The organism is Actinomycetes bacterium (assembly GCA_036000965.1).
Lineage (GTDB): Bacteria > Actinomycetota > CALGFH01 > CALGFH01 > CALGFH01 > DASYUT01.
In genome coordinates, this window is sequence record DASYUT010000196.1 from 18485 (window position 1) to 42560 (window position 24076).

Here is a 24076-nt window from a genome sequence, read left to right on the forward strand (position 1 = left end):
GGTCGAGTACCACTCAGCTGGGGATACCGACCCTGGAACGTCCAGGTAGTCGCGCGGGGACCCCTTACCCCTTACAGGAACACGCCGCCGCGGGTGACCAGGTTCTTGTGGACCGTCTGCTGGATGGTGTCGCGGACCTGGTCGGTCAGGTCGAACACGGCCATCGGGTCCAGCACCGCGTCGGGCCCGTAGCCGCTCGTCTCGATCGGCGGGCAGAACTCGATCAGCCACTTGGAGGGGAGCGGCACCAGCCCGAGCGGGCCGAGCAGCGGGAAGGTCGGGGTGACCGGCACGTACGGCACGCCGAGGAGGCGGGCCAGCCGGCGCAGGTTGGCCAGCATGGGGTAGATCTCCTCGCTGCCGATCACCGCCACCGGCACGATCGGCGTGCCCGTGCGCAGCGCCACCTCGACGAAGCCGCCGCGTCCGAAGCGCTGTAGGCGGTACCGGTCGCGGAACGGCTTGCCCAGCCCCTTGTAGCCCTCCGGCCAGACGCCGACCAGCTCCCCGGCCGCGAGCAGGCGCTCGGCGTCCTCGGCGCAGGCCAGGGTGTTTCCGGACTTGCGCGCCAGCGGGGCCACCACCGGCAGGGTGAAGGCGAGGTCGGCCGCGAGCATCCGCAGCGGCCGGTGGGCCGGGTGCTCGTCGAGCAGGGCGAGGGCCACCATCAGCGAGTCGAGCGGGAGCGTGCCGGCGTGGTTGGCCACCACCAGGGCGGGTCCCGTGTCCGGCACGTGCTCGAGCCCGCGCACCTGCACGCGAAACCAGTGGCGGTAGAGCGGGCGGAGCAGCGGGGCGAGCACGTGCTTGACCAGGTCCGGGTCGTACCCGAACTCGTCGATCGGGTAGTCGCCGGTCAGCCGGCGCCGGAGGAACCCGAGCGCGTCCTCGGCCCGGTCCAGGAGCGGGGCCAGCGCCTCGGCGACCGCCTGGCCGTCGCCGGTCGCCTGGCCGTCGCCGGTCGCCTGGCCGTCGCCGCCGTCGGTTGCGCCACGGCCCTCGGCCGTCAGGTCCACCCCAACCGCCCCGCCGGGCCCGGCACCCCCCCGGGCGGCCGCCCCGCCGGGCCCGGTGCCTGCCCGGGCGGCCGCCTCGCGGAGCTGGCGCTCGTGGCGGGCGCACAGGCCGGTCGGACCGGCCGGGTTGCGGCAGGGCTGGCCCTTGGCGGTCAGCGCGCGGCAGCGGGCCCGCCCACCGCTCCCATCCGCGTGCGCGGTCACGTCCGCGCCCCGCTCGAGAGCCAGGCGGCCGCCTTGCGCAGGGCCGCGAGTGCGTCCTGCTCGAGCCGGGTCACCTGCGCCTCGGTGACCAGGCGCCGCAGGCGCCCGGCGGCGAAGTCCTCGAACGCGGCCAGCGAAGACCAGGCCGGCTTGAAGCCCAGCTCCTCGTGGGCCGCGGTGGTGTCGGCCACCCGGCCGTACTGCAGGAAGCGGGCCTGCTCGGGCGAGAAGTCGACCGTGCGTCTGAGCAGCTCGGCCACGCTCGACACGAGTGGCTCGGGGATGGGCAGGGCGGGCCTGCCGGCGATCCGGATGGCCTGGCTGAGCAGGACCACGCCGTCACCGGCCACGTTGAACGTGCCGCGGGCGACCGGCCCGAGGACCGCGCGGGCCAGGGCGGCCTGGGCATCCTCCTCGTGGAGGAACTGCAGCCGGGGGTCGAACCCGAACACGACCGGGCAGACCGGCAGCGCGAAGTAGCGGGTGAGCGGGTTGTCCACCGTGGGCCCGACCTGGTTGGCGAGCCGCAGCACGGTGACGGCCACGTCGGGGCGGCGCCGGTCGAACGAGCGGACGTAGTCCTCCACCTCGATGGAGTCCTTGCCGAAGCCGTGGCGCGGTGTGCCCGGGTCCATGGACTCCCGCCACACGGCCGGGTCGCCGGGCGCCGCCCCGTACACCGCCGTGGACGACTTCAGGACCAGCCGCCGCAGGTCGGGGGCGTGGTAGGCGGCGGCCAGGAGCTGCATGGTGCCGAGCACGTTGCGCTCCTTCATGGTCGCCCGCCCCCCGGCGGCCAGCGGCTCGGCCGTCACCCCGAGGTGGACGCAGGTGTCGACCCCGGTCGACTGCAGGACCCGGACCAGGGCCGGGCTGCGCAGGTCGACCCGGAGGAACTCCGCCTTGGGGCCGAACGGCTCGGCCGGCCGGGCGTCGTCGACCGCGACGACGCTGGCCACGGCCGGGTCGGCGGCCAGGGCAGCCACCAGCCGGCGACCGGTCGACCGGGCCGCCCCGGTGACGAGGACGCGACGCCCGGTCATCACCCGGCGACCCGGCCGACCACGACTGGGTCGCCGGTACGCGCCTTCAGGCGCTCCGAGGCCCTGCCCTGGTTGACGGCGATGGTGAGCAGACGGAACGAGTCCTCGTGGAGGACCAGGCGGCCGGCCGGTACCGAGCCGAAGGTCTCCCCGAACGGCATCCGGTGGGTCTGCCCGCCGATGCGGACCTCGACCCGGTCGCCGATCACCACCCCGACGCTCTCCAGCTCCTCCCGCTTGACGTTGAGGGCGATGTTGCCGAAGTGGTCCACGATCACCACCTCGCCGTGGATATGGTCGTCGTCCACCCTCGACCGCGAGGGCGCGAGCTGCCGCAGCGTGCCCGGGTCGACCTCGGCACCCAGCTCGGCCGGGTCGAGCCCGGCCGCGAGGTGGGCGGCGGCGGGGGCGAACACGTCGCGGCCGTGGAAGGTCTTGGACACCCTCGGGAGCTGGTAGGCCGTGTTGGTCAGGGCGTGCACCCGCTTCACGCCCCCGAGCGCCTCGGCGGCCCAGACGAGCAGCCCGTTGTCCGGGCCGACGAGCACCGACCCGCCCGCCTCGATCACCACCGAGCCCCGCCTGGTGCCCACCGTGGGGTCTACCACGGCCAGGTGGACGGCGGTGGGCATGAAGGGCACCGACTGCGCGAGCACGGTCGCCCCCTGGCGGACGTCCTGGGGCGACACGGCGTGGCTGATGTCGATCACCCGGGCCGAGGGCGCGATGCCGGCCAAGACCCCCCGGCACACGCCCACGAAGTTGTCGTCCAGCCCGTAGTCGGACAGGAAGGTGATCCAGTCGTAGCCCGCCATCTCCGTGCCGTCCTCCGGCGCTCGTCCCGGCCATGCCCGCCCGGCGGGGCGGCCCACGACCCCAACGCTACCCCAGGATAGAGAAACGGCTCCGGTGAAAGGCTCGGATCCTTCACTCGGTGCCGAAGAGATGGCGGAGGTCGACCCGGGTGGTCGAGGACCAGTCGGGGGTGATCCGGGTCGAGCCGAGTCGGAGGGCGCGGGCGCCCTCCGAGACTGCAGAGATCATGCGCAGCCCGCCGTCCTCGGCCAGCTCGAGGTAGCCGATGCCGACACAGGAGCCCCTGCCGTCCTCCATGCCCACCAGAAGCCCGGCCAGGCTGCCGAGGTCGGCCTCTGGGGGCAGGCTCGGCATGAACACGGCCGGCTTGACCCGCCAGCGGTGCAGCGAGCCGGAGAAGTAGGCGGCGAAGCGGGCCCGGCGGGTCTCGGCCCGGTCGTAGGCGGAGGTGGGGTGGACGTCGGGGTGGACCGCGTGGGCCTCCACCCTGGCCGGGGTGAAGCGGCGGGCGATGCCGAGCAGGGGCGCCAGCTCCTCGCCCCGCTCGAAGCCGATCACGTAGTCGGGCCGGGTCACCTCGAGCTTGTGGTACTTGAGGATCTGGCCGTAGACGCCGCTGATCAGGCTCGACGTGTCGACCACGACCAGCTCGGCCCCGGCCGCCCTGGCCACGTTCATCAGCTTGGCCGTGCCGGCGATCAGCGGGAGCAGGTGGAACTGGGCCGACACCCAGCCCACGAAGTAGAGCCCGTCGGCCCGGGCCAGCTCGTCGTCGGTCAGGTGCTTGGCCTCGAGCACGTGCTTCAGCCCGATCGTGGTCGGGGGCCCGACCGTGGTCCGGCCGACGTCGGTGTCAAGGTAGGCGGCTGGGATGCCGCGCTCGACGGCGCCGGCCAGCAGGGCCCGGGCGAAGGTGGTCTTGCCCGAGTCCATCGACCCGAGCAGGATCACCGTGCCCGGGTCGTCGAGCACCTGCTCGACCAGGCGCGAGTGCTTGTCCGTCATCGGCGCCCCATCCGTCGACGCACCGTTCCGGGTGCGCCCGCCCGCGCCTGGCGCCCCTCCGGCACCCCACCCGTTCCGGGTGCGCCCGCCCGCATCATGGACGCCCGAGCCCGGCAGTCAGGTGGTCGGCCACTGGATCGTAGTGGTGGGGCAGGACGTTGTCGTCCATGCCGATCACCACCGCGGCCCGCCCCTCGGCCTTGGCCATGGGCAGGGCCGGGTCGTTGATGTCGGCCACCGACACGACGTCGATCCCGCGCTCGGCGGCCGCCCCGGCGAACCCGTGGTCGCCGACGACCAGGTCCACCGAGGCGGCCTGGTCGAGCACCAGCTCCATCGGATGGGCCAGGTGGGTGTGGTAGAGGTTCGCCCCCGAGGCGAGCATGGCCACGTTCTGGACGTACCTCACCTGGCGGCGATGGCCGGCGAGCACGAAGGCGATGCCGTCCCCGGGCCGGGACACCTTGGCCCCCGCCTCGACCAGCGCACTCGCCACCTGCTGGTACATGCCGAGCGGGCCGGTGGGGTGCCCCGTGGCCAACAGCACGTGCTCGCTGTCCCTGGCCGCCTTGGCCAGCCGCTCGGCGGCCCTGTCGAGCTCAGCCAGGAGCAGGTCCGGGTCGATGAGGGTGCGGCCGGCGCCCGGCTCGCCCTCGGTGTGGGTCCAGCCGAACTGGGCGGCGACCTGGGCCAGCACCTCGGCCTGGCTGTACCGGCTCATCCCGGACAGGCCGAAGCAGTGGTCGGGGTCGCCAGCCGCGACCAGCCCGGCCTTGCGCAGGGTGTCCCAGACGGGGGTCTGCACCGATCCGGCGATGTGGGTTGCCACCAGGTGCTCGCGGAGGTCGTCACGGGTCGTTCGGGGCATGCCAGCTCCATCGTCAGCTTCCTGGGGCAACCCTCATGGTAGCGGAGGCGCCCCCGCGACCTCGGCCCGGCCGCTGTCAGACGGTCAGGCCGTGCAGGGGGAACAGGTTGCGGCGGGCGGCCTCGATCGCGTCGGCGACCTGCCGCTCGACCCGGGCCCGGTGCCCGCTGGCCAGGGCGACCACGTCGTCGGCGGTCTCGGGGGGGAGGTCCACGCCGAATCGCTCCGACGCCTCTGCCAGGTAGGCGTCCGGGAGCTTCCCGGGGAGCTCGGCGCCGACCATCTCGGCCAGGTAGCCGCACCACGCCCGGGGCACGACCGCGGCCCACTGGTAACCACCGCCGCCGGTGGCGAGCCAGCACCCGCCAGCAACCGTGTGGGCGAGGTCGTGGAGGCGGCCGGCGAGCTGCCGGTAGGCCCGCACGGTGAGTCCGAGGTGGGCGAGCGGGTCGGTGTAGTGGGTGTCGCAGCCGAGCTGGGTGACCAGCACCTCGGGCTCGAACGCGCGCACCAGGACCGGCACCACGGCGTCGAAGGCGGCCAGGTAGAGGTCGTCGGTGGTGTAGGGCGGGAGCGGGAGGTTGGCGATCGACCCACGGGCGGGACCGTCCCCGACCTCGTGCGCGAAGCCGGTGCCCGGGAACAGGTACCGCCCGGACTCGTGCACCGAGACGGTGAGGACCCTGGGGTCGCCGGCGAAGATCGCCTCGACGCCGTCGCCGTGGTGGACGTCGACGTCGACGTAGGCGACGCGGCCAACTCCCTGCTCGAGCATCCAGGCGATGGCCACCGCCGGGTCGTTGTAGACGCAGAAGCCCGACGCCCGGTCCCGCATCGCGTGGTGCAGGCCGCCGGCGGGCGAGAACGCGTGCCGGGCGCTGCCGCCCAGCACGGCCCGGGCCGCCGCCACGGTCGCCCCGCAGACCAGGGCCGAGGCCTCGTGCATGCCCGCGAACGGCGGCGTGTCCCCCGGCCCGAGCCCGTGGCCCGGGTCCGCGTGGCCGTCGCTGCCGCACGCCTTGACCGCGGCCAGGTAGTCGAGGTCGTGGACCCGGGCCAGGTCGGCGCCTGAGACCTGGTCCGGACCGGCCAGGCTGGCCCGGTCGAGCAGCCCCGAGGTCCGGGCCAGGGCCATGGTGAGCTGGACGCGCTCGGGCCGGAGCGGGTGCTCGGGCCCGAAGTCGTAGGCGGCGAGCCCTTCGTCCCAGACGACGGTCACCGGACCGGGCATGGCGCTCCCCGGTCGGGTCGGGCTCGGCTCTGCATGTCGCGCTCGCTTGTGTGGCTCGGGACGGTGTTCCGAGCGCCAGCCTACCCGCGCTCGGCCACGGCGAACACGCGACCCGGGGTTCGAGCCCGCATACCCCTAGAAGGCGATGTTCCCCTAGAAGGCGATGGCGAGCAGTGACCGGACGCTACGCAACCAGGTACCTCCAAGGCAGGGAACACCGACTCTTGGAACCTCGGAGCGCGCCCGCCGACCCTTTGGCCGCACAGGACCGCTTGGCCGCTCAGGACCGCAGCGGGCCCGTGGAGCGGCGGCCAGGACCACGGAGGCACCGGGCCGACCTGCTCAGCCACCAGTGGACCGGTGGCTCGGCCAAGACCACGCCGCTGTGCTCGAGCAGGCTCACCACACCGTCGGCGTCCCAGCGGTCGTCCGGCTCCTCGAGCAACGGCCCGACCGGCGCGAGCCCGTAATGGCGGTAGAGGTCGGCTTCCTCGTGCGACTCCAGGCAGGCGTCAGGCCCGACGCGAGGCGCGCCCCGGACGGTGGCCCGGTCGAACGGCACCCGCACGGTGCGGCCCTCCTCCTCGGCGTCCACCACCGGGACCAGGCGCAGGTCGTGGCCAATGTCGGCGAGGTTGACGAGCGCCCAGCCCGGTTCCTCGGTCCGGGCGTCGTAGCGGACCTCCCTGACCGTGCCCACCTTCACGCCGCCTCGGTCGAGCACTGCTCGGCCGACCCAGGCCCAGACAACGTCGAATCCTGGCATGTCCCCCCCAAAGGTGCTTGCAGCCGTGGCCCCGCACGGGATCTCACGGTTCCGTGGCGCCGGATCCTACTAAAGCAATCTTTGTCGCCACCAATTCGGTTGAGTGTATTGCCCGAATCAAGGCGATCTTTTTTGAAATGACTCGACTGCCCATTGGCGCTTTCTGTTGTCCCTCAACCGGACAGCAATTGCTCGGCCCTGCAATTCCGCATCCCCTGCTCCGCTGGGTGCCCCGGGGAGCCCCTCCACGGTCCGGATACCAGTTCGAGCACGCCGAGCTGGGAGCCCTTGACCACCCCGCGTGCGACTGCAAGGGTGTCGAGGGTCCGTCCGCTTCCTCGAAAGGTCCGTCCAGCCGTGCCCGTCGCCCAGGCCCAAGGCCTCAGCAAGCGCTTCGGCGCGGTCCAGGCCCTCCGGGACGTGGACGTCGTGGTCGAGCAGGGCTGCACCGGGCTGGTGGGCTCCAACGGCGCCGGCAAGTCGACCCTGATCAAGCTGCTCCTCGGTCTCATCGCGCCCGACAGCGGGCAGGCGGTCGTGCTCGGCCACGACGTGGCCACCGACCCGCTCGCCGTCAGGGCCAGCGTCGGCTACGTCCCCGAGGGCCCCTGCCTGCCCGGCGACGTGACCGCCGCCGACTTCGTCGCCTTCATGGCCCAGCTCGGCGGCCTGCCGTCGCGCCAGGCCCGGGAGCGGGCCAGCGAGATCTGCTACCAGGTCGGGCTGGAGGAGGAGCGCTACCGGGCCATCGGCGGGTTCTCGACCGGCATGCAGCAGCGGGTGAAGCTGGCCGCCGCCCTCGTCCACGACCCCAGGCTGCTGCTGCTCGACGAGCCAACCGACGGCATGGACCCGCAGGGACGCGAGGACATGCTCGACCTCATCCTGCGGGTCCGGGCCGAGCTCGGGGTCGACGCGCTCGTCTCCACCCACCTGCTCGGCGACGTCGAGCGGGTGTGCGACCGGGTGGTCATGGTCCATGGCGGCCGAGTCCTCCTCCAGGGCTCGATCGCCGAGGCGGCCGGGACCAGCTCGCCGGGGTACAGCGTGCAGCTCGGCGACGGCGGGCGCGAGGTCCAGGCAGCCCTGGTCGCCGCCGGCCTCGAGGTCCGGCCCGTCGGCGACGCGCTGCACGTGCGCGGCCCGGACAGGGCCCGTTCCCCCGAGGCGCGCGAGGCCAGGTCGCCCGAGGCGCGCGAGGCCCGTCTGCCTGAGACCCGCGAGGCCAGGTCGCCCGAGGCTGAGGCGCGCGAGGTCAGGTCGCTCGAAGCGCGCGAGGTCGCTGACGTGATCCGCGACGTCGCCGTCGACCATGCCTGGCCCCTGCGCCGCCTTGCCCCTCGCGCGCCGAGCCTGGAAGAGACCTTCCTGCGCCTGCAGGCGGCCGCGTCGGCACCGGCCGGCCCAGAGGCGGGCTCGGACGGGCCACCCGGGGACCGCCGGCCGCTGCCGGTGCGGCCCTGGGGGACCGAGGTCCCCGAGCACTCGGGCCGGGGGGTGCGCCGATGACCGAGATGCGGGTGGGTGCGATCTACGACCGCGGCTACCGCCACTACGACGGCCCCCGGGAGGGGCGCTCGCGGCGGATGCGGGCCATCGTGACCGCGGGCGTCCGCCGCTGCCTCGGCCTCAAGCGCAACTGGAAGACCAAGGTGGTGCCGTTCGCCCTGCTGGTCGGCGCATTCGGCCCGGTGTTCGCCTTCATCGGCATCCGCCTGCTGGTCGGCGAGTCGGTCGGCCAGTTCCTCGGCTACGGCCGCTACCTTGGCATCGTCGCGCTGGTGCTGCTGCTGTTCGCGGCCACCGCCGGCCCCGAGCTGCTCTGCCCCGACCGCCGCCAGCACGTGCTCGCGCTGGTGTTCACCCGCCCGGTCACCCGGGCCGACTACCTGGCCGCCAAGCTCGCCGCCCTGCTGCTGGTGATCGGGCTCGCCGCCCTGGTGCCGCTGCTCGTCCTGTTCGTCGGCAACACCCTGACAGCCCCCAGGGCCGCCACCTACCTCCGCGAGCACGGCGGCGACCTCGGCCGCATCCTGTTCGCCGGGGGCGTGCTGACGGTGTTCTACTCGGCGGTCTCCCTGGCCGTGGCCAGCCTCACCGAGCGCCGCAGCCTGGCAACGGCCGGCCTGCTCGGCACGTTCCTGGCTTCCACGGTGGTCGCCAACATCATCTTCTTCACCGCCACGAGCTTCTCCGGGCGCCGCTGGCTCACCTTCCTCGCCCTCCAAGGACTGCCCGGCCGCTTCGTCGAGTGGGTGTTCGGCACGGCGGCGCCGCCTGGATCCATGGCCGCCGAGGCCGGCTTCACCGGCCCCGCCTACCTGGCCGCCCTGGCCGTGCTGACCACCCTCAGCCTCGCGCTGCTGGCCTGGCGCATCTCCCGGTTGCAGCCATGAGCCAAGCCTGGACCGGGCCGGTGGTCGAGCTGCGCCATGTCTCCAAGTGGTACGGGGACGTGGTCGCCGTGGCCGACCTGTCGTTCGCGCTCGGCTCGGGCGTGACCGGGCTGCTCGGCCCCAACGGGGCCGGCAAGACGACCACCCTGAAGGCGATCACCGGCCTGCTGCACCCCTCCCAGGGTGAGGTGCTCCTGTTCGGCCGGCCCATCTCAGGCGACCCGATGCTGTACCGGGCCATCGGGGTGGTACCGGACGGCGACCGCCTCTATCCCCGCCTGACCGTACGCTCCTACGTGCGCCTGCACGCCGAGCTGCACGGGCTCTCCAGGCCCGGGCCGGCCGCCGACCGGGCCCTCGCCGAGGTGGGCATGGAGGCGCTGGCCGACCGTCGGCTGAAGGGCCTGTCCAAGGGTGAGCGGCAGCGCACCAAGGTGGCCGGCGCCATCGTCCACCAGCCCTCCCTGCTCGTCCTGGACGAGCCGATGACCGGCATGGACCCGGGCCAGCGGGCGCGCTTCATCGAGCTGATCCGGCTGATCGCGGACGCCGGGGTGACCGTGCTGGTGTCCAGCCACATCCTGGGCGAGGTGGAGCGGCTCGCCTCGCAGATCCTCGTCCTGGTGGGGGGCAGGCTGGCCGCCTCGGGGGACTTCCACGCCATCCGCGACCTCATGGACGACCAGCCCCGGACCGTGGTCGTGCGGGCCGGGAACGCCCGGGCGCTCGCGCCCGGGCTGATCGCCATGCCGACCACGGTGGCGGTCGAGGTGGATGGCGACGCCATCCAGGCCCGCACCCGGTCGGTCGAGGCGTTCGCCACCGAGCTGCCCCGGCTGGCCAAGGCCCAGGGGATCACCCTGCGCGAGATCCTGACCACCGACGAGTCGCTCGAGCAGGTCTTCCGCTACCTGGTGGGGCGCCGGTGACCAGGGCGGGCGCATCTTGCAGGCCGCGCGCGCGGGAGGTGCGCCAGGCCACCAGGGCGGGCGCATCTTGCAGGCCGCGCGCGCGGGAGGTGCGCCGGTGAAGGGCGCTCCGGTGGTGTTCCGGTTCAGCGTCGGCCAGCTCCTGGCCGGGCGGCGCCTGCTGGTGATCAGCCTGCTCACCGCCTTCCCGCTCGTCGTCCCGGCCCTGCTCGCAGCGGGCTCGGGCCGGGACCCGGACGGCTTCACCCTGGACCTGTTCCGCGCCCTGGTGCTGCCCGTGCTCCTGCCGGTGGTCGCCCTGACCTTCTCCACCAGCACCCTGGGCGCCGAGGTGCGCGACGGCACCGTGGTCAACCTGGTGCTCAAGCCCATCCCCCGGCCGGGCATCCTGGTTGCCAAGTACCTGGCCGCGGTGCTCGCCACCCTGCTGGTCCTGCTGCCCGCCGTGGCAGCCGCCCACCTGCTCACCGCCCGCGGCCTAGGCTCGACCCCCCTGCTCTCCGGGATGCTGGCGGCCACCACGGTCGCGACGCTGACCTACTGCGCCCTCGGGGTGCTGCTGTCCCTGCTGTTCGGGCGGGCCCTGCTCGTGGGGCTCGCGTACGCCCTGCTGTGGGAGGGGGCGCTGGTGAGCGTGGCCCCTTCGGCGTCGTCGCTGTCGGTGCGCGGCTACGCCGAGGGCGTGCTCGCGTCGATCGTGGCGCGCTCAGGCCTCGACTTCTCGGCCAGGCTCGGCCCGCTCAGCGCGACGCTGCTGGCCGTCGTGGTCACCCTCCTGGCCCTCACGCTGGCCGTCCGCCGACTGGAGCGCATGGATTTCCGCTGACTCGAGCGCAGCCTGTGGGCTGTCCGATGCCGTGGCCACCACGGCGGGCTCGCCGGCCGCGGCCTGGGGACCAGCGGCCGGGTCGTCCAGGGACCGCAGCCAGTCCGGGCGCAGCGCCCACGTGGCCACGACGATCGCGAGGAGGGCCAGGCCGGTGGCGGCGGTGACCGGCGGCAGCCCGACACGGTCCCCGAGCCATCCCTGCACCACCAGGCCGAGCGCGTGGCCGCCCCCGACGGCCAGCATGAACAGGCTTGCGATACGGGCCCGCAGCTCCCGTGGGGCACGCGCCTGGCAGACGGTACCCGTTCCCGAGAGCACCCCGAGGTAGACGAAGCCGAGCAGGCCGATGGCCACGGTGGCGAGCGCGAAGCTGGGGGCGAGCCCGTACAGGACGGCGGCCGGGCCGACCGCGAGCAGGTTGCCGACCAGCAGCCGGCGCCGGCCCAGCCTGGACGCGAGCGGGCCGGCGGCCAGGGCGGAGAGCACCGCGCCGACCCCCTGCGCGGTGACCAGGGTCGAGGTGCCGGTGGCGCCGGCGTCGAACACCTTGATCGCGACCGCCGGGACCAGCCCGATGAACGGCGATACCAGGAACGTGGTCGCCAGGAGCAGGAGCAGGGCGGTGCGGATGCCGGTGTCGGCGCGGGCGGCCCGCACCCCGTCGACGACGGTCGCCCACAGGCGCGGCCGGACCCCCTCGGCCCGGCGGACGGGCGGGACGCGGATCAGGGCGAGCGAGACCAGCACGGCGCCGAAGCTGACCGTGTTCAGGCCGAACGCCCAGCCCAGACCGCCGGCCGTGATCACCAGGCCAGCCAGGGCGGGGCCGATCACCCGGCCCAGGTTGTACTGGGCCGTGCCCAGGCTTGTGGCCCCGAGCAGGTCCTCCGAAGGCACGAGGTCGGGCGTCATGGCCGCCGCGGCAGGCATGTACACGGCAAAGGCGCACCCGGCGAGCAGCACGATCACGGCGACCGCCGGCACCGACAGCCGGCCGGTGACCGCCAGCAGTGTCAAGGTCCCGGCCAGGCAGACCTGGAACAGCACGACGGCGGCCAGGTAGCGGCGCCGGTCGAAGCGGTCGGCGAGGGCGCCGCCGATCGGGCCGAGCACCACGGTGGGCACATAGGTGAGCGCGGCGACCACTCCGGTCCAGGTCGCCTGGCCGGTGGCCTGGGTCACGTAGACCCCGATCGCCACCGTCTCCATCCAGGTGCCGACGTTGGAGACGAACGAGCCGGCCCAGATCGTCGCCCAGGCCCGGTGCTGGAAGGGCCGGAACGGCGACGCTCGGGAGGAACCGGTGGTGCTGGTCACCGAGCAAGGCTACCGGCCCCGGGTCGTTCCGGGCAGGAACGGCCCGGCGGGGGCCAAAGGTCCATGGGGAACAAGGGCGCAGGGGAAACATGGACGCAAGGGAAGAAGCGGACGAACCAGTCCACGCCCGGGACCTGAAGCGGCTACCCTGCCTCCATGCTGTCGCTTGTCAAGCTGAACGAGCGCCCGTCCCTGCGCGAGCCCTTCCTGGTCGTCCACCTCAGCGGGTGGACCGACGCCGGCATGGCCGGCCAGGCCGGCGCGGCGTTCCTGCGGGCGCGCTGGAACGCTCGGCGGCTCGCCGAGTTCGACCCGGACGAGCTGATCGACTACCGGGCAAGGCGCCCGATCATCCGCCTCGCCGGCGGCACGATCGAGCACATCAGCTGGTCACCGATCGAGTTGTCCCAGGGCACCACCAGCGGGGACCGGGACGCGCTGCTACTGACCGGGCCCGAGCCCGACTTCCGCTGGAACGCGTTCGCCGACCAGGTGGTCGAGGTCTGCCGCGAGCTCGGCGTCGGCGAGGTGTTCGGGCTGGGCGCGTTCCCCGCCCCGAGCCTGCACACCGACCCGGTCGCCGTCCTCGGCACCTCGGCCGACCCCGAGCTGGCCGGGCGGCTCGAGACCGTCCCCGCGATCATCGAGCTGGCCGCAGGGATCCAGAGCGTGCTCGAGGAACGCCTGCACCGGGCCGGCATCCCCGCCACCGGCCTGTGGGCCAGGGTCCCGCCGTACCTGGCCGGCGGGACGCACCCGCCGGCCACGGTCGCCCTCGTGCAGAGCCTGGCCCGCCTCACCGGGGTCGAGATCGACACCACGGAGCTCCAGGCGGCCAGCAAGGAGCACCTGGAGCAGGTCGAGCAGGCCATCCGGGAACGGCCCCAGATCGGCGAGTTCATCGAGCAGATCCGTGCGCTGGTCGAGCAGGGCGGCGACGACCGGATCCCCTCCGGTGACGAGATCGCGGCCGAGCTCGAGCGCTTCCTGTCCCAGCAGCCGCCGGACGAGGGCGGCCCGCGCGGCTGACCGCAGGGCCACGCCGTCAGTCGTCCGCATGCTGGCCGCCCTCGCCGGCCGGATGGGGGCCGAGCCGGCCGGGCCGCCGCGCGGCGGCCCGGTCACCAGATCGGCGACACGCCGGCCCGCGCCTGCCGAAGGCGGGCCTTGATCTTGGCGACCAGCTGGGCGGGGTCGAAGGGCTTGATGACGCAGTCGTCCGCGCCCACGGTCTGGGCGAGCACCCGGTCGGCCTCGAGCGACTTGGCGGTGAGCATGATGACGGGGATGTGGGCGCTGCGCGGGTCCGCCCGCAGCCTGGCGCATACCTCGTAGCCGTCCCTCCTGGGCATCATGGCGTCGAGCAGAATGAGGTCTGGGAGCACCTCAAGGGCCTTGTCGAGCGCGTCCTCCCCGTCATGGGCGACCACGACCTCGAAGCCCTCCAGGCGTAAGTTGATCTCGACGAAGCGGACAATGTCCTCCTCGTCATCGGCGATGAGTACTACGTCGCCCACGTCAGAACCCTCCTTCGGCGCGGAGTGCCGGGGCCCTCCTGGGTGCGTCATCGGCACCGGGTCCGCGACGCCCAAGCGCTCCAGTGCGCCGCGGCGATGTCACAGCAGGGGGAATCAAGGCACACGCACCGACGCCACGAGCGCCTCGCAAGCCTACGCGGATCTGCTTGGTTCATGATCGTAGGCGGTCGGCGTCGCTCGACGAGCCGCACTCGACCGGTGGCGCCGACCGGTTGCCGGTGGCGCCCGCCCTGCGAGCACGCCGCCAGTCCTCCAGCACAGCAACGAGCCCCGGTCCGGGCCCAGGCACGAGCCTGCTGCTCCTCCTCTCGAGTACCTAGGCGCCCGGCGGACCCGAATGGATACGGGCAGTCAGGCAATTCGTCCCCTGGGCGCACATGCGGCGCCCCCACCGGGGCAGTGGGGGCGCCAGGGCCGGCCGTGCGTGCGGTCAGGCGGGGGACATGGCGACCTGCTGGTCGAGGGTGGACGGGGCGGTGTAGCCGGGGGCGGCCTTCTTGGCCCGCACCAGCACGGTGGTGCCCCAGGACCGGTAGGAACCCTTGATCGCCGGGGTGGAGCCGTTGACCAGGGTGACCAGGCGGGCCTTGTAGCTCGGGCTCTGGAAGAAGACCCGGCTCATGTCGACCGAGATCCGCACGGCGTTGGCGAGGTAGAACAGGTCGATGGTGGGGGTCATCACGATCCAGTCGCAGGCGGTGAACCGCACCGAGGGCTGCACCCTGGCGCTGCTGGGGAACGGGCTGGCGTAGCGGATCATGGTGATGCGCCCAAGCCTGTAGCGGTCCCCGGTAGGGTCGCTGCGGCGGACCTCCCAGCGGGTCCCGGTGAAGCTGTAGCCGGTGACGTTGGTGACCGCGCCCTGGCTGCCGTCCTGCGGGGGGGTGTGGAAGTACAACGTCGGCTTGCGCACGATCACCGACCCGCCGGTCACCGTGACCTGCCCGCCCGAGACCACGTTGAACACCGCCCCATCCTCGAGCCTGGGCCGCGAGGTCCACGAGCTCAGCCGGGTGGCGTAGTCGCTGTCGGGGAACGACACCCCGTAGGTGACCTCCCCGCCGTTGAGCTGATGGTTGACCGCCTGGGAGTTGGCGTAGTCGAAGTCGATGAAGTTGTCGCGGCCGTGGTAGCGGTCCACCACCAGGGAGTCGGTCATCTGGTCGCCGTCGAACCGGAACGCCCGGTGGACCTCGTTGACCTCCACGGCCACATGGTTCTGCCAGGTCGTGCCCCCGGTGGGGACCGGGTCCCGGGACGACTCGCGGAACCGGAAGGCACCCGAGTGCTCCTGCAGGCCTCTGAGGCCGCCGGCCGGGCCGGCGGGGTCGACCCCGTTGACGGTGAAGTCGGTGAAGGTGAGCGCGCCGGCGCGGTGGATGTCGAACAGGTAGTCCGCGCCCTCGTGCTGGATGACGGTGGCGCCGGGGCCGTCGCCGCGGATGGTGAACCCGTGCAGGTACTCAAGCAGGTGGGTGTGGGTGTTGCGGTAGATCCCCTTGGGGATGTACAGCGCGGGCAGCCCCAGGTAGCGGCGCGCCCCGCCGGTGCCCACCGGGTAGCTCCACGACGCCAGGCTGCGGCAGTGGGCGATCGCGGCGCTGATCGCCTGGGTCCAGTCCCAGGTGTTGGGGTTGGCCGGGTCGGCCTTGACGGCCAGGTCCTCGAACTGCCACAGGTTGACCGGCTCGTGGCCGGGCACCTCGGAGCGGACGGGACGGACCTGCGCCGGGCCCAGCATCACCCCGCACGCCAGCGCGGTCGCCAGCCCTCCCGCCACCAGCGCCTTGGCCAACCGGCCCCTGCCCCGTCCTGCCGCCATCACAGCCCCCAAAACAACGGCTCCTGCTGGGTCGTGCGGCGGGCAGACCCGCACAGGGCGGAGCACCTGCGCTGTCTGTAGCAGTAGTGAACCGGCCACTCGGGTGGCGGGGTATTGGCAGTCCTCCCCACCCCCTCCGCATCACTACGTAGGAGTCCAGGCTAAGTAGCCGCCAGCCCACGGACTAGTTACCCCGCACCCGCAGCCCCACTGGCCAGCAACAACACGCCGACGGGGAGGTCAGGACAGGTGGCTGCGGCGGGCCCGGCGAGGCGCTGAGCGCTCATGCCGGCGGGCGGCCACAAGGGCGGCCCGCCGGTCGGTCGGAGGTCAGCGGACGGACGGCCAGCGGCAGCCGGAGCTCGAAGGTCGTCTCCCCCGGCTTCGACGCGACGGTGAGGTCACCGCCCAGGCCGCGCGCGGCCGACGCGGCGATGGCCAGGCCCAGGCCGGTCCCCGAGCAACTCCTGGCGGTGGCGCTGCGGTAGAACCGCTCGAACACGTGCGGCAGGTCCTCCGGAGCGATGCCGGACCCGTCGTCACGCACCTGCACGACCGCTTCGCCCCGCCTGACGTGGAGGGAGGCCAGGACGTGAGGGCCGCCGTGGACGACCGCGTTGTCGAGCAGGTTGCCGAGCGCACGGTCGATCAGGCCGTCCCGGACGGCGACCGTCACCGGGGCGCCGGGCACGGCCGCACGGATCTCGCGCCCAGGGGCGACCCGGCGGGTGCGGACGACCTCCTGGGTCAGGGCGGCCCCGAGGTCGACCAGGCCGCGCTCCTGGTCGACGACCTGGGTGTCACCGCGGGCCAGATGGAGGAGCCCGTCCACCAGGCGGCTCATGCGCTCGGCGTCGGCCCGCAGCTCGCCGACGGCGGCCGTCTGCTCCTCGACAGGCATGCCCGGGTTGCGGGCCATGATGTCCACGTTGCCGCGCAGGCTGGTCAGTGGCGTGCGGAGCTCGTGGGAGGCGTCGGCCATGAAGCGCCGTTGCGCCTCGAGCGCGCTGGCCAGCTCCGCCTGGGCGACCTCGAGGCGGGCGAGCATGCGGTTCAGGGTTCGGGCGAGGTCGCCGACCTCGTCGTGGGCGCCGGCGGCGACCCGCTTGGACGGGTCGCCGCTGTCGGCCACCGCCCGGGCCGCCGCGCTGATCACGGTGACCGGCTGCATGGCGGCCCGGCCGGCCACCCAGGCGAGCAGCGCGGCCAGGGCGAGGGCGACCAGGCCGGAGACGATCAGCAGGCGCTGGACCCGGCCCACGGTGGCCCTGGTGTTGTCGACCAGGCCGAGGGTGACCGCGCCGATGCGGCCGAACCCGATGACGTTGACCGGCGCGGTGAGCGTCCGCAGCGGCACGCCTTCCAGGCGCACGCTGGCGTACCTGGCGCCGGCCTCGCCCCGGGCCACCGGGGCCACGACCCCCGCGGGGGCGATCGCCTCGGGGAGGGTCGAGCCCGGCACGGGGCGGCCGTCGGTGTCCAGGACCTGGAACAGCGTGCCCGGGATGCGCACCTCGAAGGGCAGGCCGGGGTAGTTCTCGAGGAGCTTGCCCGCGGCTGGTCCGGTGGCGTAGCCGACCTGGTCGGCCAGGCGCTGGTCGAGGGCCTGGCGCATGCTGTGGGACAGGATCGTGGTGACGCTCGGGACCAGCACGGCCAGCACGGCCAGCACGACCCCGACCGCGGCCAGGGTGATCCGCATGCGCAGGGTCAAGCGCGCCCCTAGTCCTCCCGCAGCGCGTACCCGGCGCCACGAACGGTGTGGACCAGCCGGCTCTCGCCGGCCGCCTCCAGCTTACGCCGCAGGTAGAGGACGTAGACGTCGACGACGTTGGTGTCGGTGTCGAAGTCGTAGCCCCACACCCGGGCCAGCAGCTCGTCACGGGCGAGCACCTGGCGCGGTCGCCGCATGAAGGTCTCGAGCAGCTCGAACTCGCGCGGGGTGAGGTCGATCCGGCGGCCGGCGCGCGAGACCTCGTAGGAGTACCGGTCCAGGGTGAGGTCGGCGAAGCGGAGGAGTTGGCTCTCGCTCTCGGTGTGGCGGCGGCGCAGCAGGGCGCGGACGCGGGCCAGCAGCTCCTCGAAGGCGAACGGCTTGATCAGGTAGTCGTCGGCGCCGGCTTCCAGCCCGGTGACCCGGTCGCCGACCGTGTCGTAGGCGGTCAGGATGAGGATCGGGGTGTCGTCGCCAGCGTTGCGCAGGCGCCGGCAGACCTCGAGCCCGTCGAGCACCGGCATGCGGACGTCGAGCACGATGCAGTCGACCGGCCGGGCCCGGAGCATGTCCAGGGCGCGCTCGCCGTCGCCTGCCACGGTCACCCGGAATCCCTCGTAACCGAGCCCGCGTTGCAGCATCGAACGGATATGGTCGTCATCGTCGACGATCAGCAACGAGCTCGACATGGCGGCCCCGAGGTGTCGGTCAGCTGGGCCGACCGGGGCGGCGGCAAGAGCGACGGTCACTCCGCCGCCACCACGGTCTACGCTCGCTCGAGAGCTGGCTCGCGGCCCGGCGGGGTCAGGGTGGGAGATCGACCCCGTGCGGATGGCCGCCAGATCGGGTGAACGCGCTAGCGGATACGTTCTAACCCCCGGAGGTAGGACGAGCCTGTGCGTGCGATTAGAAACCTATAAGAACCTTGAGAGCCGTCCGTACGCAGGTATGTTCATTCGTACCGGAGCGCGGCGATCGGCTGCATCCGGGCGGCTTTGCGGGCCGGGTACACACCGAAGAAGATCCCGACCGCGACGCTGACGCCGAAGGCGAGGGCAACCGACCACCAGGTGATGTCCGCCGGCACCGGCGAGAGCCTGGCCACCAGCACCGCCCCGGCGATGCCGAGCAGGATCCCGACGATGCCCCCGCTGACGGTGAGCGCCACCGCCTCGAGCAGGAACTGCCTGAGCACGTCGCGGGTGCGGGCGCCCACCGCCTTGCGCAGGCCGATCTCACGCGTCCGCTCGGACACGCTCACCAGCATGATGTTCATCACCCCCACCCCGCCGACCACCAGGGAGATGCCGGCGATCGAGGCGAGCACCAGGGTGAGCACCGACAGGATGCGCCCGACCACGCCGAGGATCTCCTCCTGGGTGAGGACCTGGAAGTCCTGCTCGGGGTGGGCGGCGCGCACCACCTGCCTGATGGTGCGCTGCTCCTCCTCGATTTCCCCGGTGCTCGCCGCCTTCACGGCGATGCCGTCGATCCGGTCGACGCCGAACAGGCGCTGGGCGGCGGTGACCGGGATGAACACCTCCTGGTTGCGGTCGACCCCGAGCGTGCTGCCGACGCGGCTGAGCACGCCGACGACGCGGAAGCGGACGCCGCCGATGGCGACCGTCTTGCCCAGCGGGTCGCGGTCGGGGAAGAGCGCGTCGGCCGGGTCGGCCCCGAGCACGGCCACACGGCGCCGCACCTCCACGTCCGACGCTGACAGGAACGTCCCCCGCGAGACCGTGCGGTCGAACACCAGCGGGATGTTCTCGTTGGTGCCGTTGACGTTGACGCTGTACCGGCGCACACCCACCCGGGCGATCTCGCCCGAGGCGACCGTGACCGCCACCCGCCGCGGGTCGCCGATGGCGTCGCCGATCCGGCGGGCGTCGTCGAGCTGGAGGCGGGAGACCGACGGCGTCGACCCGAACGACAGGTTGCCCGGGGCCACGAACAGGATGTTGGAGCCGAGGGACTCGATCCCGGAGGTGACCTCTGTGCGGGCGCCGCTGCCGATCGCGACCAGCAGCACGACGCTCATGACGCCGATCACCACGCCGAGCATGGTCAGGCTCGAGCGCAGCTTGTTGGCGCGCAGCGCCTCCCACGCGGTCCGCATCGCCTCGCCCAGCCTCACCCCGACGCCTCCCGCTGGTCCCGCGCACCCGGGCCCGCCTCCCGTGGCTGCGAACGGCCGAGGGTGCCCAGGGGGCCGTAGCGGCCGGTGGCGGCCGAGCGGGCCACCTCGTCCTCCGGCGCGAGGCGGCCGTCGCGCACGACCACGATGCGGCCGAAGCGCTCGGCGACCCCCGGGTCGTGGGTCACGACCACGACCGCCACCCCGCGCTCGGCGTGCAGGCGGGCGAGCAGGCCGAGAACCTCCTCGCCCGAGCGCGAGTCGAGGTTGCCGGTGGGCTCGTCGGCCAGCAGCATCGCCGGCTCGGTCACCAGCGCCCGCGCGATCGCGACCCGCTGCTGCTCGCCGCCTGACAGCTGCGACGGCCGGTGGCCGAGGCGGTGGCCGAGCCCGACCGACTCGAGCGCCTGGACCGCGAGGCGGCGGCGCTCGGCCCGGCCCACGCCCCGGTACACCAGCGGCAGCCCCACGTTGCCGACCGCCGGGGTCCTGGGCAGGAGCTGGAAGCTCTGGAACACGAAGCCGACCACCTGGTTGCGGACCCGGGCCAGCTCGTCGTCGGACATGGCCGTGACGTCCCGGCCCTGGAAGGCAAGGCTCCCGGAGGTCGGCCGGTCCAGCCCGCCGACCAGGCCGAGCAGGGTGGACTTGCCCGAACCGCTCGGGCCCATGATGGCCAGGGAGTCGCCCGGCTCCACGACCAGGTCCACCCCGTCGAGGGCGCGCACCTCCACCCCGTCGAGTCGGTAGACCTTGGTCACGCCGCTGGCGGTGACCACCGGCGGGGCGTCCATCAGCTCCCCGGCCAGTCCTGGCCGTCCCGCAGGCGCTCGGCGCCCCGGGAGACGACCCGCTCACCGTCCCGCAGCCCGGCGGCGATGGCAACCCGGTCCTCGCCGTCGGCCGCCACCCGGACCTGGCGCAGGCGCACCTTGCCGCCCTCGATCACGAACACGGCCTGGCCGCGCTCCCGGCCGACCAGAGCCGACCCGGGCACCGAGAGCGCGCCGCGGGCCCGGCGGACCTCGATCTGGGCGGTGGCCGTCATGCCCACCCGCGGGGTCGGCCGGCGCTCGTCCTCGGCGGCTTCGACGACCTCACCGAGCGTGAGGTCGACCTGGTAGGTCACCCCGCCGGCGGCGGACCGGCCCGACGGCGAGGGGGCGACCGCCACCCGGCGCACCCGGGCGGCGAACCTGGCGCCCGGGAACGCGTCGAGCTCGACCACGGCGGGCTGGCCGGCCCTGACCAGGGCCACGTCGGTCTCGTCGACCGAGGTGGCCACGGTCAGGCTGGCCACGTCGTAGACGGTGGCGACGGTCTGGCCGGCGGCGACCTCGGCGCCGGTCCGCAGCACGGGGCCGGTCTGAGCGCTTGCGGCCCCCCCGGTGAGGCCCTGCAGCGCCTGCTCGGCTCCTGCGGGCAGCGACGGCAGGGTCGGCACGCCCCCGCTCCCCCCGCCCGTGCCCGAGCGGCCGAGCTGCACCGTGCCGGACAGGGGGGCGCGGAGGGTGAGCCGGTCCCGTTGGCTCTCGGCCACCTCCACGGCGATGGCGGCCTGGGCCCGCTGCGCCGCGGTGGCCGCGTCGACGGAGCGGCGCACGGCGTCCACCTGCTGGTTGGCCACGTCGGCAGCCTGGCGCGCGGCACGGTCGGCACGCTGCTGGGCCTTGGCGATCCGCTCCTGGGCCTGGTCGAGCTGGTCGGCGAGCCGGCCCCGCTGGGGCTCGGGGAGGATGGGCAGGATGCCGCGCAGCGCGTTGAGCACCGCCTGGCTCGTGCTCGCGACCTGCGACTGGACGTCGTTGACGAGGGAGATGGCCGAGCCGGTGGACAGGGTCGGCACCACCGAGCCGAGCGAGGAGGCGGCGGCGAGGGCGGAGCGGGCCTGGCGGATCTGCGCGTCGACCAGGCTGGACGAGAGCTGGGCGACCACCTGGCCCTGGTGGACGCGGGCGCCGTCGGCCACGAGCAGGCGGTCGATCTGGCCGGCGGCGGGTGCGGCCAGGTCGGCCTGGGCGGCGGCCTCGAGCGACCCGGGCGCGTTGATGCGCTCGACAACGTCCGCGGTGCGCACGGCGTCGGCGGCGAAGCGCCGGTCCGGGCCGGAGCTGCACGCCCCCAGGGCGAGGGCGGCGGCCAGCAGGACGGACCCCAGCACCGGGAGCCCGCCCCGAGTCCTGAGCTGCATCCGGCACCCTCTCCCCTGCCCGAGCCGACCAGCGGGTAGGCGCCCTCACAAGGCGCCACGCCTCCTCGAACGAGAGCATAGAGGCGCCCTCCGACTTGCGCCCCCCATCCTCCCCACCCGGGCAGCGCTCGGGCAGCGGCTGGCGCTTCAGCTTCACCTGTCCCGCGGAGCAAGCGTCCCGGCAGACCTCATCGACAGCCTCGGCGATGTCCTCCCTACCCCGGGCAGCGGCTGGCGCTTCAGCGGGTGGGACGAAGTGGTAGCAGCTGGCGCCTGAGCAGGTTGGAGAGGAAGCGGTAGCGGCTGGCGCTTCAGCGGGTGGAGAGGAAGAAGTAGCAGCTACCGCTTGAGCAGGTTGGAGAGGAAGAAGTAGAGGTTGGCGGGCCGCTCGGCCAGCCGGCGCATGAAGTAGGGGTACCACTGGTCCCCGTAGGGGACGTAGACGCGCAGGCGGTAGCCCTCGGCCAGCACCTGCTCCTGGAGGTCCCGGCGGACCCCGTAGAGCATCTGGAACTCGAAGGTGTCCCGGTCCCGCTCGTACCTGGCGACCAGGGTCTTGGTCAGGCGGACGAGAACCGGGTCGTGGGTGGCCACCATCGGGTAGGGGTTGTCCTGGACGAGGGCGTCGAGCAGGCGGGCGTAGGCGCCGTCCACGCTCGCCTTCTCCGGGTAGGCGGCCTCGGGCGACTCCTGGTAGGCGCCCTTGACCAGCCGGACGGGCACGCCCCAGCGGTTCAGCCGCGCGAGGTCGTCGCGGGTGCGGTACAGGTATGCCTGCACGCACACGCCGATCTGGTCGTAGGACTCGGCGAGCTGGCGCACGGTGTCCAAGGTCCGTTCGACGTAGTCGTGCGCCTCCATGTCGACGCCGACCATGGCGCCGACCTCCTTGCCCCTGGCCGCCACCCTGGACGCCTCCTCGAGCGCGAGCTCGGGCCGGATGTCCAGCCCCATCGCGGTCAGCTTGACCGAGATGTTGGCGTCGAGCCCCTGCTCCTGGATGCGGTCGAGGGCGGCCAGGTAGGCGGCGGTCGACTCGCGCGCCTGCGCCTCCGACTCGGTGTTCTCGCCCAGGTAGTCGAGGGCGACGGACGCGCCCTTGGCGTTCAGCTCGCGGATCACCCGGTCCGCGTCGTCGATCGTGTTGCCGGCGATGAACCGTCCGGCCACGCGCCGGGCGACCGGGTTGCTGGTCATCTGGCGCTTGAGGGCCGGTGACCCGGCGGCCTTCAGCAACGTTGCCTTGAGCACGCCTCCACCTCGCTTTCGGGCAGGTCCTCACCGTCGAGGCCCAGCGCCAGTATCCCACGCCGGGACGGCTCCACTCCGCCCCAAGACCCGGACGATCCAGACATCAGTGTACCAAGAGGAATGATCTGGACTGTTGCGATGTTGCAACCTCCACGGCAGTGCTTCGCGATCTCGCCCGGTCGTAATAGTCGGACAACGTCAGCTTCGCGCCTGGCCCCTGGCCCGGCGCCCTTCCGGTTCAGCCGCACGACCCGAATGGAGCCCGAGCCATGCGTCACTCCCTCTCCCTCCGCCCGGCAGGGCCCACCTCCCGCATCCGCCAGCGCGTCCTCGCGGCCGGTGCCAGCCTGCTCGTAGCCGCCGGCGTGACCCTCGGCATGGTCCTCGAGGCGGGCGTGGCGCACGCCGCCCCGGGGAGCGCCGTCACCGCGGCCGCGACCCCCCGGACCCTGCGGATCGGCATGACGGGCCCGGACGTGCTCGCCCTGCAGCGGCGGCTGATCGGGCTCCACTACGTCCCGGGCGCCCTGAACGGCGTCTTCGGCAGCTCGACCTTCCACGCCGTGGTCGCGTTCCAGAAGGTCCAAGGCATCGGCCGCGACGGCCAGGTCGGCCCGGTCACCAGGGCCAAGCTCGCCAGCCCGGTCGCCCCCAGGCTGACGCAGCGCAGAAGCGGCATGTACCTGGAGGTCAACCTCACCAAGCAGGTGCTCGTCATCGGCTACAACAGCGCGGTCTTCCGCATCCTCGACGTCTCCACCGGGAACGGCCAGCCCTACACCGTCAACGGCGTCACCCGCATCGCCAGGACCCCGGTCGGCAGCTTCCGCATCCAGCGCAAGATCGACGCCTGGCGCACGAGCACGCTGGGGCGGCTGTACCGCCCGGCCTACTTCTACGGCGGCTACGCCATCCACGGCTCGTACTCGGTGCCGTCCTACCCGGCAAGCCACGGCTGCGTGCGGGTGACCATCGCCAACATGGACCGCATGTACCCGACCCT

22 protein-coding genes are annotated in these 24076 nt (G+C 73.3%); 6 read left to right on the forward strand and 16 right to left on the reverse strand.

What is annotated here, in order from left to right; all coding sequences use genetic code 11:
- Positions 1 to 71: 71 nt before the first annotated feature.
- The 7 genes from VG276_18255 to VG276_18285 form a co-directional block, all read right to left on the reverse strand.
- Positions 72 to 1220 (reverse strand): lysophospholipid acyltransferase family protein, encoded by a 1149-nt coding sequence (locus VG276_18255; protein ID HEV8651275.1) that lies wholly within the window; start codon positions 1218 to 1220, stop codon positions 72 to 74.
- Positions 1217 to 2263 carry an NAD-dependent epimerase/dehydratase family protein gene (locus VG276_18260; GenBank protein HEV8651276.1) on the reverse strand — a complete coding sequence of 349 codons (1047 nt, stop codon included), beginning with the start codon at positions 2261 to 2263 and terminating at the stop codon, positions 1217 to 1219. Before VG276_18260 ends, VG276_18255 begins: the two co-directional genes overlap by 4 nt.
- The gene (locus VG276_18265) at positions 2263 to 3078 is read right to left on the reverse strand and encodes an SAM-dependent chlorinase/fluorinase (GenBank protein HEV8651277.1); all 816 of its coding nucleotides are present in this window, start codon (positions 3076 to 3078) and stop codon (positions 2263 to 2265) included. The genes VG276_18260 and VG276_18265 overlap by 1 nt, the downstream gene beginning before the upstream one ends.
- A 112-nt stretch (positions 3079 to 3190) precedes the next feature.
- Positions 3191 to 4084: a Clp1/GlmU family protein gene (locus VG276_18270; GenBank protein ID HEV8651278.1), complete on the reverse strand. Its 894-nt coding sequence runs from the start codon at positions 4082 to 4084 to the stop codon at positions 3191 to 3193.
- A gap of 94 nt (positions 4085 to 4178) precedes the next feature.
- Complete coding sequence (locus VG276_18275) at positions 4179 to 4952, reverse strand: phosphatase (GenBank protein HEV8651279.1); 774 nt, start codon at positions 4950 to 4952, stop codon at positions 4179 to 4181.
- A 76-nt stretch (positions 4953 to 5028) separates the two neighbouring features.
- Positions 5029 to 6183, reverse strand: a complete 1155-nt coding sequence (locus tag VG276_18280; GenBank protein HEV8651280.1) for an acetoin utilization protein AcuC — start codon at positions 6181 to 6183, stop codon at positions 5029 to 5031.
- 280 nt (positions 6184 to 6463) lie between these two features.
- The gene (locus tag VG276_18285) at positions 6464 to 6949 is read right to left on the reverse strand and encodes a PRC-barrel domain-containing protein (protein ID HEV8651281.1); all 486 of its coding nucleotides are present in this window, start codon (positions 6947 to 6949) and stop codon (positions 6464 to 6466) included.
- A gap of 357 nt (positions 6950 to 7306) precedes the next feature.
- Here VG276_18285 and VG276_18290 point away from each other — a divergent pair, with 357 nt between their 5' ends.
- The 4 genes from VG276_18290 (at position 7307) to VG276_18305 (ending at position 11100) form a co-directional block, all read left to right on the forward strand.
- The gene (locus VG276_18290; GenBank protein HEV8651282.1) at positions 7307 to 8458 is read left to right on the forward strand and encodes an ABC transporter ATP-binding protein; all 1152 of its coding nucleotides are present in this window, start codon (positions 7307 to 7309) and stop codon (positions 8456 to 8458) included.
- A complete protein-coding gene (locus VG276_18295) occupies positions 8455 to 9345 on the forward strand; it encodes an ABC transporter permease subunit (protein HEV8651283.1) in 891 nt (296 codons plus the stop codon). Before VG276_18290 ends, VG276_18295 begins: the two co-directional genes overlap by 4 nt.
- Complete coding sequence (locus VG276_18300) at positions 9342 to 10274, forward strand: ABC transporter ATP-binding protein (GenBank protein HEV8651284.1); 933 nt, start codon at positions 9342 to 9344, stop codon at positions 10272 to 10274. Before VG276_18295 ends, VG276_18300 begins: the two co-directional genes overlap by 4 nt.
- Positions 10275 to 10371: 97 nt before the next feature.
- A complete protein-coding gene (locus tag VG276_18305; GenBank protein ID HEV8651285.1) occupies positions 10372 to 11100 on the forward strand; it encodes an ABC transporter permease in 729 nt (242 codons plus the stop codon).
- Here VG276_18305 and VG276_18310 read toward each other — a convergent pair.
- On the reverse strand, positions 10981 to 12420 hold the full coding sequence (locus VG276_18310; GenBank protein ID HEV8651286.1) for an MFS transporter: 1440 nt from the start codon (positions 12418 to 12420) through the stop codon (positions 10981 to 10983). The two genes, VG276_18305 and VG276_18310, sit on opposite strands and share 120 nt — an antisense overlap.
- Before the next feature lie 156 nt (positions 12421 to 12576).
- Here VG276_18310 and VG276_18315 point away from each other — a divergent pair, with 156 nt between their 5' ends.
- Positions 12577 to 13449: a PAC2 family protein gene (locus tag VG276_18315; protein HEV8651287.1), complete on the forward strand. Its 873-nt coding sequence runs from the start codon at positions 12577 to 12579 to the stop codon at positions 13447 to 13449.
- A 92-nt stretch (positions 13450 to 13541) separates the two neighbouring features.
- Here the strand turns inward: VG276_18315 and VG276_18320 are convergent, their stop codons facing one another.
- From VG276_18320 to VG276_18355, 8 genes are all read right to left on the reverse strand, one after another.
- Positions 13542 to 13937 (reverse strand): response regulator, encoded by a 396-nt coding sequence (locus VG276_18320; protein ID HEV8651288.1) that lies wholly within the window; start codon positions 13935 to 13937, stop codon positions 13542 to 13544.
- 451 nt (positions 13938 to 14388) lie between these two features.
- Positions 14389 to 15753: a hypothetical protein gene (locus VG276_18325; protein HEV8651289.1), complete on the reverse strand. Its 1365-nt coding sequence runs from the start codon at positions 15751 to 15753 to the stop codon at positions 14389 to 14391.
- A gap of 310 nt (positions 15754 to 16063) precedes the next feature.
- Entirely contained in the window at positions 16064 to 17494 is a 1431-nt protein-coding gene (locus VG276_18330; GenBank protein ID HEV8651290.1) for a HAMP domain-containing sensor histidine kinase, read from the reverse strand.
- Between the two features lie 8 nt (positions 17495 to 17502).
- The gene (locus VG276_18335; protein ID HEV8651291.1) at positions 17503 to 18183 is read right to left on the reverse strand and encodes a response regulator transcription factor; all 681 of its coding nucleotides are present in this window, start codon (positions 18181 to 18183) and stop codon (positions 17503 to 17505) included.
- A 263-nt stretch (positions 18184 to 18446) separates the two neighbouring features.
- Entirely contained in the window at positions 18447 to 19631 is a 1185-nt protein-coding gene (locus VG276_18340; protein HEV8651292.1) for an ABC transporter permease, read from the reverse strand.
- On the reverse strand, positions 19628 to 20425 hold the full coding sequence (locus VG276_18345; GenBank protein HEV8651293.1) for an ABC transporter ATP-binding protein: 798 nt from the start codon (positions 20423 to 20425) through the stop codon (positions 19628 to 19630). Before VG276_18345 ends, VG276_18340 begins: the two co-directional genes overlap by 4 nt.
- Positions 20425 to 21822, reverse strand: a complete 1398-nt coding sequence (locus VG276_18350) for an efflux RND transporter periplasmic adaptor subunit (protein HEV8651294.1) — start codon at positions 21820 to 21822, stop codon at positions 20425 to 20427. The genes VG276_18345 and VG276_18350 overlap by 1 nt, the downstream gene beginning before the upstream one ends.
- Positions 21823 to 22161: 339 nt before the next feature.
- Complete coding sequence (locus tag VG276_18355) at positions 22162 to 23073, reverse strand: proline dehydrogenase family protein (protein HEV8651295.1); 912 nt, start codon at positions 23071 to 23073, stop codon at positions 22162 to 22164.
- 269 nt (positions 23074 to 23342) lie between these two features.
- Here VG276_18355 and VG276_18360 point away from each other — a divergent pair.
- Positions 23343 to 24076: L,D-transpeptidase family protein (locus VG276_18360; protein ID HEV8651296.1), on the forward strand; the 734-nt coding region annotated here is incomplete at its 3' end.

What these genes read in the sequence shown, in the direction of transcription:
- VG276_18260 (HEV8651276.1), bottom strand. Translation starts at nt 2,263, where the DNA reads ATGACCGGGCGTCGCGTCCTCGTCACCGGGGCGGCCCGGTCGACCGGT.
- VG276_18265 (HEV8651277.1), bottom strand. Translation starts at nt 3,078, where the DNA reads ATGGCGGGCTACGACTGGATCACCTTCCTGTCCGACTACGGGCTGGAC.
- VG276_18270 (HEV8651278.1), bottom strand. Translation starts at nt 4,084, where the DNA reads ATGACGGACAAGCACTCGCGCCTGGTCGAGCAGGTGCTCGACGACCCG.
- VG276_18275 (HEV8651279.1), bottom strand. Translation starts at nt 4,952, where the DNA reads ATGCCCCGAACGACCCGTGACGACCTCCGCGAGCACCTGGTGGCAACC.
- VG276_18280 (HEV8651280.1), bottom strand. Translation starts at nt 6,183, where the DNA reads ATGCCCGGTCCGGTGACCGTCGTCTGGGACGAAGGGCTCGCCGCCTAC.
- VG276_18285 (HEV8651281.1), bottom strand. Translation starts at nt 6,949, where the DNA reads ATGCCAGGATTCGACGTTGTCTGGGCCTGGGTCGGCCGAGCAGTGCTC.
- VG276_18295 (HEV8651283.1), top strand. Translation starts at nt 8,455, where the DNA reads ATGACCGAGATGCGGGTGGGTGCGATCTACGACCGCGGCTACCGCCAC.
- VG276_18300 (HEV8651284.1), top strand. Translation starts at nt 9,342, where the DNA reads ATGAGCCAAGCCTGGACCGGGCCGGTGGTCGAGCTGCGCCATGTCTCC.
- VG276_18315 (HEV8651287.1), top strand. Translation starts at nt 12,577, where the DNA reads ATGCTGTCGCTTGTCAAGCTGAACGAGCGCCCGTCCCTGCGCGAGCCC.
- VG276_18335 (HEV8651291.1), bottom strand. Translation starts at nt 18,183, where the DNA reads ATGTCGAGCTCGTTGCTGATCGTCGACGATGACGACCATATCCGTTCG.
- VG276_18345 (HEV8651293.1), bottom strand. Translation starts at nt 20,425, where the DNA reads ATGGACGCCCCGCCGGTGGTCACCGCCAGCGGCGTGACCAAGGTCTAC.
- VG276_18350 (HEV8651294.1), bottom strand. Translation starts at nt 21,822, where the DNA reads ATGCAGCTCAGGACTCGGGGCGGGCTCCCGGTGCTGGGGTCCGTCCTG.